Source organism: Arthrobacter sp. SPG23 (genome assembly GCF_000876655.1).
In the GTDB taxonomy this organism is placed as follows: Bacteria; Actinomycetota; Actinomycetes; order Actinomycetales; family Micrococcaceae; genus Arthrobacter.
The window spans coordinates 109767-126583 of the sequence record NZ_JYCN01000021.1 but is presented as its reverse complement, the minus strand read 5'-3'; the positions used below and the strand labels follow the sequence as shown (position 1 = coordinate 126583).

At 65.1% G+C, this 16817-nt stretch carries 19 protein-coding genes, 1 other RNA gene, 1 pseudogene and 1 riboswitch; of the genes and pseudogenes, 11 read left to right on the top strand and 10 right to left on the bottom strand.

Going from position 1 to position 16817, the window contains the following annotated elements:
- Position 1: 1 nt before the first annotated feature.
- From TV39_RS13855 to ssrA, 9 genes are all read left to right on the top strand, one after another.
- Positions 2-430, top strand: coding sequence for a TadE family protein (locus tag TV39_RS13855; protein WP_442853498.1), 429 nt, complete (start codon positions 2-4; stop codon positions 428-430).
- Between the two features lie 13 nt (positions 431-443).
- Positions 444-980: a hypothetical protein gene (locus TV39_RS13850; protein WP_235347390.1), complete on the top strand. Its 537-nt coding sequence runs from the start codon at positions 444-446 to the stop codon at positions 978-980.
- Positions 981-1024: 44 nt separating this feature from the next.
- Positions 1025-1438, top strand: coding sequence for a pilus assembly protein TadG-related protein (locus TV39_RS13845; protein ID WP_043482610.1), 414 nt, complete (start codon positions 1025-1027; stop codon positions 1436-1438).
- Between the two features lie 43 nt (positions 1439-1481).
- Positions 1482-2597: a peptide chain release factor 2 gene (prfB, locus tag TV39_RS13840; protein WP_043482609.1), complete on the top strand. Its 1116-nt coding sequence runs from the start codon at positions 1482-1484 to the stop codon at positions 2595-2597.
- A 189-nt stretch (positions 2598-2786) separates the two neighbouring features.
- A complete protein-coding gene (ftsE, locus tag TV39_RS13835) occupies positions 2787-3584 on the top strand; it encodes a cell division ATP-binding protein FtsE (RefSeq protein WP_043482608.1) in 798 nt (265 codons plus the stop codon).
- Entirely contained in the window at positions 3581-4495 is a 915-nt protein-coding gene (ftsX, locus tag TV39_RS13830; RefSeq protein ID WP_043482607.1) for a permease-like cell division protein FtsX, read from the top strand. Before ftsE ends, ftsX begins: the two co-directional genes overlap by 4 nt.
- Before the next feature lie 21 nt (positions 4496-4516).
- Positions 4517-5911, top strand: a complete 1395-nt coding sequence (locus TV39_RS13825; protein ID WP_043482606.1) for a M23 family metallopeptidase — start codon at positions 4517-4519, stop codon at positions 5909-5911.
- Between the two features lie 124 nt (positions 5912-6035).
- Positions 6036-6506, top strand: a complete 471-nt coding sequence (gene smpB / locus TV39_RS13820) for an SsrA-binding protein SmpB (protein ID WP_043482605.1) — start codon at positions 6036-6038, stop codon at positions 6504-6506.
- Positions 6507-6662: 156 nt separating this feature from the next.
- Positions 6663-7031: a transfer-messenger RNA gene (ssrA, locus tag TV39_RS21765) on the top strand.
- A 117-nt stretch (positions 7032-7148) separates the two neighbouring features.
- Here the strand turns inward: ssrA and TV39_RS22735 are convergent.
- The 9 genes and pseudogenes from TV39_RS22735 to TV39_RS13780 form a co-directional block, all read right to left on the bottom strand.
- The gene (locus TV39_RS22735; protein WP_268747783.1) at positions 7149-7283 is read right to left on the bottom strand and encodes a hypothetical protein; all 135 of its coding nucleotides are present in this window, start codon (positions 7281-7283) and stop codon (positions 7149-7151) included.
- A 145-nt stretch (positions 7284-7428) separates the two neighbouring features.
- Positions 7429-7800, bottom strand: a complete 372-nt coding sequence (locus tag TV39_RS13815; protein WP_043482604.1) for a hypothetical protein — start codon at positions 7798-7800, stop codon at positions 7429-7431.
- A gap of 126 nt (positions 7801-7926) precedes the next feature.
- Positions 7927-8639 (bottom strand): annotated as a pseudogene (locus TV39_RS13810) (metal-dependent transcriptional regulator).
- A gap of 31 nt (positions 8640-8670) precedes the next feature.
- The gene (locus tag TV39_RS13805; RefSeq protein WP_043482603.1) at positions 8671-9444 is read right to left on the bottom strand and encodes a class I SAM-dependent methyltransferase; all 774 of its coding nucleotides are present in this window, start codon (positions 9442-9444) and stop codon (positions 8671-8673) included.
- A 63-nt stretch (positions 9445-9507) separates the two neighbouring features.
- Complete coding sequence (locus tag TV39_RS13800) at positions 9508-10929, bottom strand: aminotransferase class V-fold PLP-dependent enzyme (protein WP_043482602.1); 1422 nt, start codon at positions 10927-10929, stop codon at positions 9508-9510.
- A gap of 35 nt (positions 10930-10964) precedes the next feature.
- Positions 10965-11078: riboswitch (SAM riboswitch) on the bottom strand.
- A 228-nt stretch (positions 11079-11306) separates the two neighbouring features.
- Positions 11307-12119 carry a histidinol-phosphatase gene (gene hisN, locus TV39_RS13795; RefSeq protein ID WP_043482601.1) on the bottom strand — a complete coding sequence of 271 codons (813 nt, stop codon included), beginning with the start codon at positions 12117-12119 and terminating at the stop codon, positions 11307-11309.
- A 40-nt stretch (positions 12120-12159) separates the two neighbouring features.
- Positions 12160-13275, bottom strand: coding sequence for a ribosome small subunit-dependent GTPase A (rsgA, locus tag TV39_RS13790; protein ID WP_043482600.1), 1116 nt, complete (start codon positions 13273-13275; stop codon positions 12160-12162).
- Entirely contained in the window at positions 13265-14635 is a 1371-nt protein-coding gene (gene aroA, locus TV39_RS13785) for a 3-phosphoshikimate 1-carboxyvinyltransferase (RefSeq protein ID WP_043482599.1), read from the bottom strand. The genes rsgA and aroA overlap by 11 nt, the downstream gene beginning before the upstream one ends.
- Positions 14636-14641: 6 nt before the next feature.
- Positions 14642-15190 carry a DoxX family protein gene (locus TV39_RS13780; RefSeq protein ID WP_043482598.1) on the bottom strand — a complete coding sequence of 183 codons (549 nt, stop codon included), beginning with the start codon at positions 15188-15190 and terminating at the stop codon, positions 14642-14644.
- A gap of 382 nt (positions 15191-15572) precedes the next feature.
- Between TV39_RS13780 and TV39_RS13775 the strand changes: the two genes are divergently transcribed.
- Positions 15573-16382: a sigma-70 family RNA polymerase sigma factor gene (locus tag TV39_RS13775; protein WP_144406421.1), complete on the top strand. Its 810-nt coding sequence runs from the start codon at positions 15573-15575 to the stop codon at positions 16380-16382.
- Positions 16379-16639, top strand: coding sequence for a mycothiol system anti-sigma-R factor (gene rsrA / locus TV39_RS13770; RefSeq protein WP_043482597.1), 261 nt, complete (start codon positions 16379-16381; stop codon positions 16637-16639). Before TV39_RS13775 ends, rsrA begins: the two co-directional genes overlap by 4 nt.
- A 76-nt stretch (positions 16640-16715) precedes the next feature.
- Here the strand turns inward: rsrA and TV39_RS22855 are convergent, their stop codons facing one another.
- Positions 16716-16790, bottom strand: a complete 75-nt coding sequence (locus TV39_RS22855; protein ID WP_369299106.1) for a 50S ribosomal protein bL37 — start codon at positions 16788-16790, stop codon at positions 16716-16718.
- Positions 16791-16817: the final 27 nt, after the last annotated feature.

The window sequence follows — 16817 nt, the reverse complement described above, 5'->3', positions numbered from 1 at the left end:
GATGGGAGAAGGTCCGCCTTGCCATGTGGTGGATAAGCCGTCAGGGCGCGATGGTCCATCCGGGCGGGAACGAGGCTCCGCCGTCGTGGACTTTGTCCTGGTCGGAGGGCTCCTCACGATGTTCTTCCTGGCGGTGATCCAACTGACGCTCGTGTTGCACGTGCGCAACACGCTGATCGACGCTGCGGCCTCGGGCGCCAGGTACGGCACACTCGCCGACCGGAACGCGGCTGATGCCAGAGACCGCACGAGCGAGCTGATCGGAATAGCGCTCAACGCGGAGTTTGCCCGGGACGTGACTACCTCGGAGGTGACATATCAAGGCATCCGCGCCCTTGAAGTGACGGTCAGGGCACCCTTGCCGGTGATAGGCCTGATCGGGCCCCGGGAAGCCCTGGAGGTGAAGGGCCATGCTGCCATCCAGCCCTAGTACCCCGGCCCTGGTGTCACGGGGATTCCGTAGGGGCGGGTGCGTCGCTGCCACCCCCGAGCCAGCGGGCCGGATCGCCCCGAACCGCGGCACCCGTCCCGGGCCGTGTCCCGCGGCAGCAGGCGCAGACGCAACGGCAGGGGAGCGGGGGAGCGCCGTCGTCGAATTCACGTTCCTCGCACTCCTGCTGATGGTTCCCCTCGTGTACTTCATCATCACCGTGGGGCAGATCCAGGGCGGTGCCTTCGCCGTCGTCGGCGCGGCCGACCAGGCTGCCAAGGTCTACGTTGCCCAGCCCGACGCGCAAAGCGGCCGGGCGGCAGCAGAACAGGCAGTCATGCTCGCGCTCGCCGACTACGGGCATCCGGCGGATAACGCGAGCATGGACGCAAGCTGCCAGCCCTCGGACTGCCTCGCGCCGGGGTCGGCCGTCACCATCACCGTCCACCTGACGGTCCCGTTGCCCTTTGTACCCTTCAGCGATTCATTGCAGCTCAATGCCAGCCGGCTGGACGCCTCGGCCACCCAAGTTGTGGGACGGTTCCGGTGACGGTGCAACACAGAGTCGGGGACCAGAGCGGGGAGGGCGGTCAGATGATGGTCCTGATCATCGGCTACGTTCTCCTGGCGCTGCTGGTCACCACCGCCGTCATGGCGGCGTCCTCCCTGTACCTGGAACAAAAAAAGCTGCTGTCCGCGGCGGACGGAGCGTCTGTCGCAGCCGCGGACAGCTACACGCTGGGCCAGGTCGAGACGGGCGGGGGCAGTCCGTCCGCGGTCCTCAGCGGGGGCCGGGTGCGGAGCGTTGCAGCGGACTACCTGAGCCGGAACGGCGCCTACGGCAGGTTTAGCGGCCTTGCCGTAGCACCCGGCACCGGCAGCCCGGACGGTTCCACCGCCGTCGTCGTGCTGAGTGCTGAAGTGCATCCCCCGATCGTTAACTTCATCATCCCGGACGGGATCAGGATCGAGGCAACATCAACAGCGCGTTCCAGGCTCGTCCGGTAGCGGTGCGGGGCGGCTAGGAAGGATAGCGTAGGCTTTAACAACCATGGCTCAAATAGATTTTTCCGCAGAAATCCGCGCTTTGCGCGCCACCTACTCCTCCATCGAAAACGTCTCGAATGTTGAGGAGCTGAAGGAAGACATCGCCGAACTGAGCGAGCGGGCAGGAGAGCCCAACCTCTGGGACGATCCGGCAGCCGCCCAGAAGATCACGTCCAGGCTCTCCCACCGGCAGAGCGAACTCGAACGCCTCAACACGCTGGTTTCCCGGATCGACGACCTCGAAGTCCTGGTGGAACTCGGACAGGACGAGGACGACGCCGATTCCATGGGCGAGGCCGCAGCGGAGCTGGAGTCCATCCGTAAGTCGCTGAAGGACCTCGAAGTGGTGACGCTTCTGTCCGGGGAGTTCGATGAACGCGAAGCCGTGGTCACCATCCGTGCCGGGGCCGGCGGCGTTGATGCCGCGGACTTCGCCGAGATGCTGCTCCGGATGTACCTGCGCTGGGCTGAGCGCCACGGCTATCCGACCACCATCATGGACACTTCCTACGCCGAAGAGGCCGGGCTCAAGTCCGCCACCTTCGAGGTCAACGCCCCCTACGCCTACGGCACGCTAAGCGTGGAAGCCGGTACCCACCGCCTGGTCCGGATCAGCCCCTTCGACAACCAGGGCCGCCGCCAGACGTCGTTCGCGGCCGTGGAAGTCATTCCGCTGATCGAGCAGACCGACTCCATCGATATCCCGGACAACGAAATCCGCGTGGATGTCTTCCGGTCCTCCGGTCCCGGCGGCCAGTCGGTTAACACCACCGACTCGGCGGTGCGCCTGACCCACATCCCCACCGGGACAGTGGTGTCCATGCAGAACGAAAAATCCCAGCTCCAGAACCGCGCCGCTGCGCTGCGTGTCCTCCAGTCCCGGCTTCTGCTTCTCAAGAAGGAGCAGGAGGACGCGGAAAAGAAGGCCTTCGCCGGTGACGTCAAGGCATCGTGGGGCGACCAGATGCGGTCCTACGTGCTGAACCCCTACCAGATGGTCAAGGACCTCCGGACCGAGCACGAGGTCGGCAACACCTCGGCCGTGTTCGACGGTGAAATCGACGACTTTATCGACGCCGGCATCCGGTGGCGCACTGACAACCGCAACGCTGCCGACTAGGACTGCCGCGCGGCCGGGACGCCCGTGCGGCTGGCTGAAATCATGCGACACGCCCCTGAACTCATGCTTTTCTGCAGGTGCCCGTGCGTATAGTCGAGGAGCCGGAGCTCTACTTCCCCCAAAAGAAAGCCCGTGCACCGGCTGCAGTACTGGGCTCCATCAGCCGTGTCCTGCAGGGTTCTTAGGGCAATGATCCGTTTCGAGAATGTCACCAAGGTCTACGACCAGAAGGCCCGGCCTGCGCTGGACTCTGTCAACCTTGAAATCGACCGTGGTGAGTTTGCGTTCCTCGTGGGCGCCTCCGGTTCCGGTAAATCAACTTTCCTCCGCCTGGTACTCAAGGAAGACCGGGCCACTTCCGGCGCCGTCTACGTGGCCGGCCAGAACGTCGCGAACATTTCAAGCTGGCGTGTACCCCGGCTGCGCCGCGGCATCGGCGTCGTGTTCCAGGACTTCCGGCTCCTGCCGCAAAAGAATGTCTTCGCCAACGTAGCCTTCGCCATGCAGGTCATCGGAAAGAGCCGCAGCATCATCCGGGACACGGTCCCGGAAGTCCTCAAGACGGTAGGCCTTGAAGGCAAGGAACACCGCATGCCGCATGAACTCTCAGGCGGTGAACAGCAGCGAGTGGCCATCGCCCGCGCCGTGGTCAACCGGCCGGGGATCCTCCTGGCGGACGAACCCACAGGAAACCTGGACCCCACGACGTCCATGGGCATCATGGGCGTCCTGGACAAGATCAACCAGAACGGCACCACGGTTGTGATGGCCACGCACGACGACGACATCGTCAATGAGATGCGCAAACGGGTGGTGGAACTCCGGAACGGAGTTGTCATCCGTGACGAGGCCCGGGCCCTGTACACCTCAATGATTCCGGTCGTGGGGCAGTCGAGGCGCTTCAAGGACGCCAGCGGACGTCCGGACGGGTCCGCTGCGGACCCGGGTGACGGATCCGTCTCCTCCCAGGCAGGGGAGGCACAGTGAGGCTGGCATTCATCCTCAGCGAGATCGGCAGCGGCCTGAGGCGAAACCTGTCGATGGTGGTGTCGGTCATCCTGGTGACCTTCGTGTCGCTCACATTCGTCGGTGCCGCCGGCATGCTGCAGCTGCAGATCAACCAGATGAAGGGCTACTGGTACGACAAAGTCCAGGTGGCCATCTTCCTCTGCGGTGACGGCTCGACGGCGGCCGGCTGCGCCACCGGGACGGCCACTCCGGAGCAGCAGGAAAACCTCCGCACGCTGCTCGAATCGCCCGCCGTGGCCCAGTACATCAATGACTTTCAGTTCGAGTCCAAAGACGAGGCCTACAAGCACTTCAAGGAGCAGTTCTCCAACTCCCCGATCGTCGACTCGGTGACTCCGGACCAGCTGCCGGCTTCGTTCCGGATCAACATGAAGGACCCGGAAAAATACCAGATCATCAGCGAGACGTTTTCCTCGCAGCCCGGCGTCGAGACGGTGATTGACCAGCGCCAGGTCCTGGAACGGCTCTTCTCGGTAATGAACGCGGCCTCGCTGGTCGCCGTCATCATCGCCGGTGTGATGATCGTCTGCGCCATCCTGCTCATCGCCACCACCATCCGGCTCTCCGCCTTCAGCCGCCGCCGGGAAACCGGAATCATGCGGCTGGTCGGGGCCTCCAAGACGGTCATTCAGTTGCCCTTTATCCTCGAAGGAGTCATCGCCGCCGTGATCGGGGCCGCGCTGGCGTCCGGCACTCTCTGGGCGGTGGCCCATTTCTTCCTTGGCGAATACATGTCCAAGCAGTACCCGGACACGGCGTTCATCTCTCCGGCGCAGACCCTTATCCTCGCGCCGGCGCTGATCGGACTGGGCGCAACTTTGGCTGGAATTTCGTCTCTCTTGACCTTACGTAGATATTTGCGGGTCTAGGCTGTGCATACCAACGAAGGAATGACCATGACAGAACCGGACCGCAAGGCCCGCCGGCTCCGGCCCGCGGGACGGGGCAGCCGCATCATCAGCGCCGCCCTGGCACTGATTCTTGCCGCGAGCCTTGGCGCCTCCACCCCTGTGGCCTTCGCGGACGAACTGGAAGACAAGCAGGCGGCCCTTGAGGCTGAGGCCGCCCGCGTGCAGCAGTCCCTTGAATTTGTGGATGCCAAAATCGCCAAGGCCGCGGGAGACCTGGTGATCTACCAGGGGCAGCTTCCTGCCGCCCAGCAGGCGTTGCTCGAGGCACAGGGCCGGGTCGCGAGTGCAGTGAAGGAAGTCGAGGCACTGGCCGCGCGTGTGGACCTGGCGCAGCAGAACAAAGCCAAGATCACGCAGCAGCTTGAATCCGATAAACAAAAAATCGCCGACACCAAGAAGCTCATCGGCCAGATCGCGACCCAGGCCTACAAGTCCGGCGGCGTCCCCTCGAACCTCACCCTCTTCTTTGGATCCAAGAGCGGCGGCAGCCTGACGGACACCATGGACCTCGCGGACCAGGCCATGCGCAGCCAGAACTCCGCCATGGACAAGCTGTCCCAGCAGAACGCAACAAACGTCAACTCGCAGGCGCGCCTGCAGGCGGTCGAAGCGGAGATCAAGGACCTCAAAGCCAAGGCGGACGCGGCGCTGGCCAGGGAGAAGGCAGCCCGGGACGAAGCCGCCGCCAAGAAAGAACAGGTGGACAAGCTGATCGCTGACACCACCCGGATCAACAACGAGCTTCAGGCCGCGAAACCCGGTATCCAGAACCAGCTCTCGAAAGTCCAGGCAGCCCAGGACGCGGTGGCCGCGGAGATCGTTGAACGCGACCGGAAACTGCGTGAAGCGTGGGAAGCTGAACAGCGCCGCATCGCTGAAGCGGCTGCCGCAGCGGCAAGGGCCGCCGGCCAGGCAGCCCAGCCCTACGTTCCGCAGGTCGGGCCCCCCTCGGCCTTTGGGCTAAGGCACCCGTTCTCGGCCGACGTCCCCATCACCTCAGGGTTCGGGTGGCGTGCGACGCCGCCCGGCACCGTCGACTTCTACGGCTCCGGCGGATACATGCACACTGGCATCGACTTCGGTGCCAGCTGCGGGACACCCGTCTACGCACCGGCGGCCGGCACCATTGTTTCAGCCGGTTGGAGTAACGACGGCGGCGGCAACAACGTCAAGATTTCTCACGGCGTGGTCCAGGGCAACTCGCTGACCACCATCTACTACCACAACAGCAGCGTGGTGGTTTCGGTGGGGCAGCAGGTCAGCCAGGGGCAGCTCATTGCCTATTCCGGAACCACCGGTAACTCCACCGGCTGCCATTCGCACTTCGAGACCTGGCTCAACGGTCAGGCCGTCGACCCGATGATCCTGCTCTGACAGGCCGGTGCCGGCCGGTGCATCGACCGGCACCTGCGGCAGCCCCGGGGCTGCCGTAGAATTAAAGAGCCCCGGGCCGCGACGGCCGGGCAAGCATCCAGACCAAGAGCTGAGGAGTTCCACCGTGCCGAAAGAAAGTGGCCGTAAGGTAGTGGCCACCAACCGGAAGGCCCGGCATGACTACCATGTCCTCGACACCTATGAGGCGGGCATCGCGCTCATGGGAACGGAAGTGAAATCCCTGCGCGAGGGCCACGCTTCCATGGTTGACGGGTTCTGTACGTTCTATAACGACGAACTCTGGATGGAGGGAATCCACATCCCCGAATACAACCAGGGGAGTTGGACAAACCACTCCGCCCGCAGGCGGCGCAAACTTCTGTTGCACCGCGAGGAACTGACCAAGATCTCACACAAGGTCCGTGAATCCGGCTTCACTATCGTTCCGCTCCAGCTCTACTTCCTGGACGGCAAAGCGAAAGTTGAGATCGGCGTCGCCCGCGGTAAAAAGGAATACGACAAGCGGCAGACCCTGCGCGAACAGCAGGACAAGCGCGAAGCGCTGCGTGTCATGCGCGAAAGGAACCGCGGCTGAACGCTCCGGCCGCCGCGGCTGAACCTGCCGCGATCTGCCTGCCGGCGGCCGGGAATGATTCCGGACTGCAGTGCGTTATAATTGGTGTCCGGGAAGGAACGGCGCGGAACCCGCAGGGAATCCGCGAAGGACCAGACCGGTTTGGTAACAAAATACGGGGATGATCGGTTTCGACGATGTTAGTCGCGACAGGTGAAGCGGGCCGAGGATGCAGAATTATCTCGTAAACGCTGTCTGCAAAACAATAAGTGCCAAACAAACGCGCACTGACTTCGCTCTCGCTGCCTAAGCAGTAAGACAGTCCGTCAGCCCGGGATTGCTATCGTCCCGGATCCTGGCGTCATTAAGATAGCCACTGCTGTTTACCTTCGTCATTGGGGTGAACGGGACTCTTAAATGACTGGGCCCGGATCAGCTACCTGTTTGCAGGATAGCTGGGGCCGAGAAAATCCGACGCAAACTGCGCCCGGAGAAGCCCTGACAACACGACATCGGACGGGGGTTCAATTCCCCCCATCTCCACCATCGGGATAGCGGCAACGCTGTTCCGCCCCGTGCAAAAGGCCGGAAGCGAAAGCTTCCGGCCTTTTGTTTTCTGCACCGTTCTTGCATTCTCCCCAGCGGCCGTCGGTGGCCTCGGGTTCAGCGCTTCTTGATGTGCGCCACGGGGTCCACGTGGGCGTCCAGGTCATGCTTGGACTTCTTGTCGGCCCTCTTTTGCTTGATGGTCTTGTCCGATTTCTTGGTGACCTGCCGGTGCGGCGATTTGTCAGGCATGTCGCCCTCCCTTACCTCGGGGCCTTGAATAAGCCCCGTGCTTGTAAGGTACGCCTGTTTTGCCGCGAATGTAACTGGCACCAAGCCGGGCCTCCGGCACCGCCCAACTCACGGGGCGCCCGGAACCCCGTGCGGGCATCGGCGGTCAGGAAGCGGGCACTTCAACGTCGACGATGCCGACGAATCTGCTGCCGATTCCCTCGTACTCGCTGCGGACGAGGCCCGGGAGGACCGGCGGCAGGTCGCCCGGTGCGTGATGGGCGCAGCAGACGTAGGTGAACGGCGGCCACCATTTCTTGGGCCGGGCGGCCTCCGAGAAACCGCAGACAGCGCACGTCAGCTGGACCCAGACGGGCCGCTTGCCGGTCCGGTTTGCCTTTGACTGGACGAGCCAGGCCGGTGGATTGTCCAGGAGTTCGGACAGCTCGGCGTCCGAGAGCCGGGCGGGGATACCGTGACGGTGCGCCATTTCCAGAGGAATATCGAGGATCTGAGCTGCTTCACGTCGCGTAACCATCGTTTAACGATACGGGACGCGTGGCCGCACCGGGTTCACGACGGCGGGACTCCGCCGTCAGGCGGCCAGGCGCGCGCTGTCAGTCGGCGAGCCGGGGCTTCCGGCAGGTTTCATTCGGGCGGAAAGTCAGGCGTCCGCCAGCCGGCAGCCGGCGTGGCGGGATTCGCTGTGCACCCACAGCGCCGACGAGACCTCATCGGCAAGATCGAATTCGCGGTCGGCGCCTGCGGACGCAATCCTGACTACGAGGCTCCGCCGAACGGTTTCCGGCCCAGCACCTCGATATCGGCGTCCAGGTCAATTTCCTGGGCGGCAAGATAGCGCAGGAGCTCGGGATTGTCGTCGCTGATCCGGGTGATGCGGCCTTTGTGACCCTCGTCGAGTTCGCTCATCCGGTGCGCATGCGGCATCTGGACGGTGCCGTCGGCTGCCGGGATGGGATCACCGTGCGGGTCGCGGAGGGGATTACCGAGCTTGCCGGCCATCCGTTCGATGAAGGTATCCGACACGGCGTGTTCCAGGAGTTCGGCTTCGTCATGGACCTCGTCCCAGCTGTAGCCGAGTTCCTGGACCAGGTAGGTCTCTATGAGCCGGTGCCGCCGCACCATGGAGAGCGCCAGCCGGATGCCGTCGGCCGTGAGCGTGATGGCGCTGTACGGTTTGTGGTCAACCAGGCCCTGGTCCTTGAGTTTGCGGACCATTTCCGAGACCGACGAGTTGGCGACGCCGAGCCGCTGTGCCAGCTGTGAGGACGTGATGGGTTTATCCTGCCACTCCGTAAAGGAGTAGATGACCTTGACGTAGTCCTCGATGGAGGAGGAGGGCGCGCTGGTCTTCACGAGTCCAAGCCTACCGCTTTGGCTGCGGCACTCATGCCTTGAACGCCCGCCAGGTCTGGGTCAGGTAGGGGAGCCCGATGACGTCCGCGGCGGAGTGCCCCAGGTGCTCGTGGAGGTACCAGTCCAGGTTGGCGCGGACCTTGGCCCGGATGCTTTCACCGGCGGCGAGGTAATAGCTGCGGGACTTTGCCAGCTCGACGATGTCGCCGGTTGTCACAGGGTCTTCCCAGCGGGTCAGGTGGCTCTCGAGCCCGGCAAACTCCGGTCCGACCGCGGGGCGGAAATCCGGCTTGTGCACATCGCCGGCATGCATGATCCGGGAGAGTCGATGGACCCACGGGACGGACGTATCCAGCTGGTTCCAGATCAGGCCCAGCACGCCGCCGGGCCGGAGAATGCGGGACAGCTCGGTGCTGGCCAGGCGGGGGTCGCACCAGTGCCATGCCTGGGCAACGGTGACGACGTCGAACGCCGCGTCCGCGAGTCCGGTCGCCTCTGCCGTGCCTTCCGTTGCAGGAACCCCGGGGAGGGCGAGCCGTAGTTGGGCCAGCATGTCCGGTGAGGGATCCACGGCCGAGACGGCCAGTCCGCGCTGCACCAGCAAGGCGGTGTACTTCCCCGTCCCGGCCCCGATGTCAGCGGCGTCGGACGCCCCGCCCGTGCCGCCGGCGCTCCGGAGCAGCCAGTCCACTGAATCGGCAGGGTAGCCGGGGCGGACGCGGTCATAGTGTTCGCCGCCGTCCTGGAAGCTTTGGCCGAGCTCGTAGCGGCGCTGGTGGTGCAGTTTGGGGCCTCCCCGTGCCACGTGCAGTCTCCTTCGGGCAGGCTGGAATTCTTACCCCTCGAATTTACCGCACGCGCAGCGGCCTCAGTCTTCGGTGCAGGGCGCTGCGCCGGCGGTGCCGGGTGTGTTGGGTGCCCACTCCGGGTAGCTGCGGGTGTCGTTGGCCGGCACCCAGCGGCCCGAGTCCACCACGTAGTCCCAGCCAAGGCCGGTCCGGCGGAGCTCCTCGATGCCTGCGAGCAGGCGCTGGGCGTCCTCCAGCCGGGAGCCGACTCCGAAGCTTGCCCGCAGCGAGCCTGACGGCAGCCCCAGGCGCTTCAGCAGCGGGTGGGCGCAGAAGCGGCCATCGCGCAGGCCCACGCCGTGTTCTGCGGAAAGGTAGGCCGCCACGAGGCCGGCGTCGTAGCCGGCGACGGAGAAGTTGACCACACCGATGGTGTCCGTGGCCTGGTCGGTGTCGCTGAAGATCTGGTGCACAGTGACGCCGTCGATCTTCTGCAGTCCCTCAACGAGGAAAGACCGGATGGCGGTCTCATGGGCGTGCCACAGTTCCTGGTCAAGTGCGCCGATGACCTGGGTGGCCCGGGCCAGGGTGGCGGCGCCAAGGACGTTGGGCGAGCCGCCCTCATGCCGTGCCGGTCCTGTGGTCCAGCTGACGGAATCCAGCCGCGCCTCACGGACGGCTCCGCCTCCTGCGAGGTGCGGGGTTCCGGCGTCGAGCCAGTCCGGCCGGCCCACCAGGACGCCGCTGCCGAAAGGCGCGTACAGCTTGTGGCCCGAGAAGGCGAGGTAGTCGACGTCGTCCGCGGCGATGTCGATGCGGCGGTGCGGGGCCAGCTGGGCCGCGTCCACAACGATCCTTGCGCCGTGTTCGTGGGCCAGCGCGGCCAGTTCGCGGATGGGGAGGATTTCGCCGGTGACGTTGGAAGCGCCCGTGACGGCCAGCAGGCTAATGTCACCCTGTTGGAGCTCTGAGCGCAGGCTTTCGAGCGTGGCTTTCAGCGTGGGAGCGGCAACAACGCTGCGGTGTGGCACGCCCTGCCACGGGAGCAGGTTGGCGTGGTGTTCAATGTCCAGGTACAAAACCTCGCCGGTGGGGCGGCCGTCGGCCACCGGCAGGCACCCGGCCAGCAGGTTCAGCGAGTCCGTGGTGTTCCGGGTGAAAATGACCGAATCGTCAGCCCTGCCCCCCACGAAATCGCGGACGATGTTCCGGGCGTTTTCATACACTGACGTGCTGATCTGAGAGGCGTAGCCCGCGCCGCGGTGCACGCTGGCGTAGTACGGCAGGATCTCGTTGAGGTAGGCCGAGACGACGGACAGCGCCGGAGCGGAAGCGCCGTAATCGAGGTTCGCGTAACGGACATGCCCGCCCTGAATCAGGGGAGCCTGGATCTCCGCGCCGGTGACGGCTGAGAGGGGGCGCTGGGCGACAGTGAAGCGCTGGTCCAAAAAGCCTGCGGCGGACGTGGTTGCGGCGTTTGCGGGGAAAGTGGCAGTAGTCATGGGGACCTCACTGTAAAGGGACCCCGCACTTGGGGGATCCGCGCTTGCCGGGTCCGTTCCGGACCGGCCTGGTCGTCACCCGGGGCACCCCACCGCGAATGGAGGGTTGCCGGCCAGCAAACCGGGGTTTAGCGCTGGCACTCGTGACCTGTTTCGAGATTAGGACATTCACTGCGCCGCGGGAAAGCCACGGCAATTATTAAGCTCTTTGTTACGCACGCGGAAGAATGGCATTCCCGCCGAATAAAACGACGGCGGACGCCCCCGGGAGGGCCATCCGCCGTCGTTTTATTCGGCTTATGGCTGTTGCCTGCCGTCGAAGTGGCACGGGCGATGTAGCCGCGCCGAGGCTCAGCGGCCACCAGCCGCGATGCGCCTCAGAGGAGGTCGTCGAGGTCCGGGTTCAGCCGTTTGAGGACCTCGGAATGGAGGATTGAATTGGTGGCCAGGGCATTTCCGCCAAACGGGCCGTCCACTCCCTCCAGCGATGTGAAGCGGCCGCCGGCTTCGGTGACGATCGGCACCAGGGCGGCCATGTCGTAAAGGTTGAGCTCCGGCTCGCAGGCGATGTCCACCGCTCCCTCGGCCACCAGGCAATAGGACCAGAAGTCACCGTAGGCACGGGTCCGCCAGACTTCCTCGGTGAGGCCCAGGAATTCGTCCAGGTTGCCGCGGTCCTTCCAGCCGCCAAGGCTCGAATAGGAGAGGGAGGCGTCCGACAGCCTGGACACGTTCGAAACCTTCAACCTCGTGGCAGCAGCAAGCGACCGCCCCATGTAGGCTCCGGCTCCCTTCGCGGCCCACCAGCGCTTGCCCAGCGCCGGCGCGCTGACCAGGCCGACCACCGGCTCGCCCTCATCCACGAGGGCGATCAGGGTGGCCCACACCGGGACGCCGCGGACGAAATTCTTGGTGCCGTCAATGGGGTCGATGATCCAGCGGCGGGAACCGTGCCCGGAACTGCCGAACTCTTCACCGAGGACGGCATCTCGCGGACGGGAACGGGAGAGCTGGCCGCGGATGGACTCTTCAGCTGCCTTGTCAGCATCCGTTACCGGCGTCAGATCCGGTTTGGTTTCAATCTGAAGGTCCAGCGCCTTGAAGCGGCTCATGGTCTGGGAGTCAACAGAGTCGGCCAGGACATGGGCGAGGCGCAGGTCATCGTTGTAGCTCGAAGCGGGTTGGGTCATGGTTCCAAACTACCGTCTCTGCGGCCGCCCGGCCGGGATGTCACGAAACGATGCCGAGTTCTTTGGCATCCTGAGCTTCCATCCGGGGGTCGGTGCCGAGCAACCGCCGCAGGGACGCCAGGCGCGCTGCACCCGACGGGCCCGCGTGTCCCTCGGCCACCCAGGCATCCACACCGCAGTTAACGGCGGACGCATCGTGCTTGCAGCCGCGTTCGCAGGCGTCCGTGCCGGGTTCGAGGTCGGGGAACGAACGCAGGATCCGGTCCGGATCCACATGGGCCAGGCCGAAGGACCTGATGCCGGGTGTGTCGATGATCCAGCTTCCGGCGGGCGCGTCACTGATGCGCAGCGCAAGCGCCGACGACGACGTGTGCCGTCCGCGTCCGGTGACCGCGTTGACCCCTCCCGTGGCCCGCTCGGCTCCGGTGAGGGCGTTGACCATGGTGGACTTCCCCACTCCGGAATGGCCGAGCATCACGGTGACTTTGCCGTCGAGGTGGGCCCGCAGCTGCGAGACGGCGTCGCTGTCCAGCCGCGCTGACAGCCCGTCATCGGAGCGTGCATCGATCCCGGAGGCCGCGGCGTCGGCCGTTCGGCTGATGATCACCGGAAAATCAAGGTGCCGGTAGTTGGACAGGAGCTCCGTGGGATCCTTGACGTCCGCTTTGGTGACCAGCAGCAACGGCTCAATCCCGGCGTCGTATGCGGCCACCAGGGCGCGGTCGATAAAGCCGGTGCGCGGTTCCGGATTTGCGGCGGCGACCACGACTACAAGCTGGTCCGCGTTGGCCACCACCGCCCGCTCGATAGGGTCCGTGTCATCGGCGCTGCGACGCAGCAGGGTGCGGCGGTCCTGGATCTTCACGAGCCGCGCCAGGGTATCCGGCGCTCCTGAAACATCGCCCACCAGGGACACGAAGTCCCCGGCTACCACGGGTGAACGGCGCAGTTCACGTGCACGCGCGGCGATCACGGTGCGTTCGTTCCCGCTATCCTCGCCCACAACAGCCGTGTAGCGCCCGCGGTCCACCGTGATGATACGGCCGGTCACGGCGTCGTCATGGCTGGGCCGGTCCTTGGTCCGGGGGCGCGAGCCTTTCTTGTTGGGACGGATCCGGATATCGGACTCGTCCCAGGAACCGGTGCTACGCCCCACTGGCCTGTTCCGCCCGCCGTGTCAGCATTTCTTCCCACAGTTGCGGAAAGTCCGGCATCGTTTTGGACGTGGTGCCGATGTCTTCCACTTCCACGCCAGGCACGGCGAGGCCCAGGATGGCGCCGGCGGTGGCCATGCGGTGGTCCGCGTAGCTGTGCACGACGCCGCCGTGGAGCTTTGCGGGCCGGATCACCAGGCCGTCTGCGGTTTCCTCGGCATCGCCGCCGAGGCGGTTGATCTCCGTCACGAGTGCGGCGAGCCGGTCCGTCTCATGGCCGCGGAGATGCGCGATGCCGGTCAGCCGCGAGGGACCCGTGGCCAATGCGCACAGCGCGGCGACGGTCGGTGCAAGTTCGCTGGTGTCAGCAAAGTCCGCGCCCTTGATTTCCGGACCGCCGGTGACAGTGAGCGTCCCGTTGTCCAGCGTGACCGTGGCACCCATGGCGGTCAGGATGCTGCGCCACAAGTCGCCCACCTGCGTGGTGGGGGAAGGCCAGTTGGGAATGCGGACGGTGCCCCGGGTTGCCAGCGCTGCGGCGAGGAACGGGCCGGCGTTGGACAGGTCCTGCTCGATGCGGCGGTCAAAGGCCCGGATGGCGCCCGGCGCCACAACCCAGTGGTTCGGGACGGAATCGTCGACGGACACACCAACTTCCCGCAGGACGGCCACGGTCATGTTGATGTGGTCCAGGCTGGGGACCGGCTTGCCCACGTGTTCCAGGTGCAGACCCTCGGTGAAACGCGCGCCTACCAGGAGCAGCGCCGACACGAACTGCGAGGAGGCGCTTGCATCGATCACCAGGTGGCCGCCCCGTACTTCGCCCGTGCCGTCCACCGCGAAGGGCAGCGCTGACGGCCGGGCTCCGTCCGCGGCGCGGACCTCCACGCCGAGCGCGGCCAGGGCCTCGATGATGGTACCCATCGGCCGTTTCCGGGCGTGCGGATCGCCGTCGAACACTGTCACGCCGCTGCGGAGCGCAGCCACCGGGGGAACAAAGCGCATGACAGTGCCGGCGAGTCCGCAGTCGACGGCGGCATCGGCTGCCGCGGTGTCCGGATCGAGGGGGGTGACCTCAAGGTCGGGCCCGAAGGAGCCGTCGCCAGGGACTTCCCGGATGCCGGCACCAAGCTGGCTGAGCGCCTGGATCATCAGGGCCGAGTCGCGCGAATGCAGGGGTGCCCGGAGGCGGGAAGGGCCGTCGGCAAGGGCCGCAAGAACCAGATACCTGTTGGTCAGGGACTTGGAACCGGGCACGGTGACTGTGGCGTCCACCGGTGCTTCGGCGAACGGTGCCGGCCAGTGGGGCCCGTCAGCAACGGGTCCGGAAGGGACTGACGCGGTGGGGGCGGTGCCTGTCATTCGTGCCTATGCTTTCACTGCGTGGTCCACGGCCTTGCGGACAGCTTTGTCGGCCTTCTTGAACTTCTTCGTGGTGGTTTTCCGTGCGTCGGCTGCCAGGTGGCTGGCACCCTTGCGGGCATCGGCTGCCAGGTGCTCGGCCCGCCAGGCCAGGCTCGGCTTGCCCGCGGTGTCCACGGATGCAAGCAGCACTCCGCCTGTGAGGGTGACGTTTTTCAGGAGCTGGGTGCGCCGTGCGTCCCGGCCTTCCTTGGTGGTGATATCCGCACTGCGCCACTCAACGAAAGCGTTCAGCGCTGAAATGACTGCGAGGACGGAGGCCGCGAGCCGTGCCGACTTGCCCAGGGCGAACAGCACGCCGGCGCCCACCTGGGTGCCGCCGATGACGCGCGCCAGGACCTTTTCGTTCGTGGCGAACGGGAGGGAGTCCGCTGCCCGGCGCAGAAGAGGGGACAACTGCGTCGCAGTGTCATCCGCGTTCTTGAGCTTGTCCAGGCCGGCGAGAACGAAACTGGAGGCCAGCATGGGGCGGGCGAGAATACGGACAAACGACATGAATTTCCTCCTGGGTGGACGAGCCGCGGAACTTCTGCGGGGGAACCGGTTCTAGTCTTGCACTTTTGCGGAATATTTGCCCGCCGGCAGTGGTTATGAAAAGCAGGTCCCGATGGGCCGGGGACTGTGCTTGGCCACGGCCTCAGGCCCCTGCTGCGCCGGACAGGCCGCACGCGTGGTCGACTTGCGCGGACCACGACACAAGGGCAGCCGACATAACGACACAGGACCGACACAAGGACTACGGAGCGGAGATGAAGCTTTGACATTGGTGAGGGACAGTGTGGAACTCCTGACGCCCCTGGAGTTCCCTGGACACGGGGATGAGGCCGGCGGACCCCCGCCGGGAGCCTCGCGACGCGTCACAGTAGACTTGAAGGCAATGAGCACCATGGATCCGGCCGTTGCGGCCATATATGAGGCCGCCGGAAACGACGCCAAGACCACCAGTGAGCTTCCGGCGGATGCGGGGGCCCGTCAGGACGGCGCGGCCGGCAAGGACGGCGGGGTACGCGCCGACGCAGGGCCGGAAGCGTCGGAGCCGGAAGCTGCCGACGCCGGGGTCGACGTCGGATCAGAGACCTCTGAACAGCGCAGGCAGCGGTTTGAACGCGACGCCATGCAGTACGTCGACCAGCTGTATTCGGCTGCCATGAGGATGGCGCGGAATCCTGCCGACGCCGAGGACCTGGTGCAGGAGGCTTATACAAAGGCTTTCTCCGCGTTCCATCAGTACAAGCCCGGGACCAATCTCAAGGCGTGGCTCTACCGGATCCTCACCAACACCTACATCAACCTCTACCGCAAGAGGCAGCGCGAGCCGTTGCAGTCGAATTCGGACACCATTGAGGACTGGCAGCTGGCCCGGGCGGAATCCCACACGTCGTCCGGACTGCGCTCTGCCGAAGCGGAGGCCTTGGACCACCTTCCTGATTCCGACGTGAAGCGGGCACTGCAGGCGATCCCGGAAGAGTTCCGCCTGGCGGTGTACTTCGCTGACGTGGAGGGTTTCGCCTACAAGGAAATCTCAGACATCATGAACACCCCCATCGGCACGGTGATGTCCCGGCTTCACCGCGGCCGCAAGATGCTGCGCGACATGCTCGCGGACTACGCAGCAGAGCGGGGTTTCAAAGCTGCAGCCGATACCGGCACAGCGGCCGAAAGCACAAAACAGGAGAACAGGAAATGAGCGACTGCCAGGGACTGGGCGATTGCGACGACGCCCGGATGCAACGTATTTACGAATACCTCGACGGTGCGTTGACACACAGCGACATCGCGGACATCAAAGATCACCTGGACGGTTGCCCGGAGTGCTTTGAGGAGTACGATCTCGAGTGCGTCATCCGCAAAGTGGTCAAGCGGTCCTGTACGGAAGCTGCCCCGGAGAACCTGAAGAGCGCCATCCTGGACCGGATTCATGCGATCCGCCCTGTTGAGGCCTAGGTTAACGACGAAAGGCCCCGGAAACCATGTGGTTTCCGGGGCCTTTCGCTTTTAAGCTCATATTCCAAACCGTAGCTTAGGTGTTGGGGCGCTTCCCGTGGTTCGCGCCGCCACGCTTACGGTCACGACGTTTACGTGCACGCTTGCTCATAGCTGGCCTCCTTAATCTTGGTACTCA

Coding starts and splice junctions, on each gene's coding strand:
- TV39_RS13815 (WP_043482604.1), bottom strand. CDS start 7,800: ATGGTTACGCGACGTGAAGCAGCTCAGATCCTCGATATTCCTCTGGAA.
- TV39_RS13825 (WP_043482606.1), top strand. CDS start 4,517: ATGACCATGACAGAACCGGACCGCAAGGCCCGCCGGCTCCGGCCCGCG.
- TV39_RS13780 (WP_043482598.1), bottom strand. CDS start 15,190: ATGTCGTTTGTCCGTATTCTCGCCCGCCCCATGCTGGCCTCCAGTTTC.
- TV39_RS13800 (WP_043482602.1), bottom strand. CDS start 10,929: ATGACTACTGCCACTTTCCCCGCAAACGCCGCAACCACGTCCGCCGCA.
- TV39_RS13775 (WP_144406421.1), top strand. CDS start 15,573: ATGAGCACCATGGATCCGGCCGTTGCGGCCATATATGAGGCCGCCGGA.
- TV39_RS22735 (WP_268747783.1), bottom strand. CDS start 7,283: ATGCCTGACAAATCGCCGCACCGGCAGGTCACCAAGAAATCGGACAAG.
- rsrA (WP_043482597.1), top strand. CDS start 16,379: ATGAGCGACTGCCAGGGACTGGGCGATTGCGACGACGCCCGGATGCAA.
- TV39_RS13855 (WP_442853498.1), top strand. CDS start 2: ATGGGAGAAGGTCCGCCTTGCCATGTGGTGGATAAGCCGTCAGGGCGC.
- ftsE (WP_043482608.1), top strand. CDS start 2,787: ATGATCCGTTTCGAGAATGTCACCAAGGTCTACGACCAGAAGGCCCGG.
- prfB (WP_043482609.1), top strand. CDS start 1,482: ATGGCTCAAATAGATTTTTCCGCAGAAATCCGCGCTTTGCGCGCCACC.
- TV39_RS13845 (WP_043482610.1), top strand. CDS start 1,025: ATGATGGTCCTGATCATCGGCTACGTTCTCCTGGCGCTGCTGGTCACC.
- aroA (WP_043482599.1), bottom strand. CDS start 14,635: ATGACAGGCACCGCCCCCACCGCGTCAGTCCCTTCCGGACCCGTTGCT.
- hisN (WP_043482601.1), bottom strand. CDS start 12,119: ATGACCCAACCCGCTTCGAGCTACAACGATGACCTGCGCCTCGCCCAT.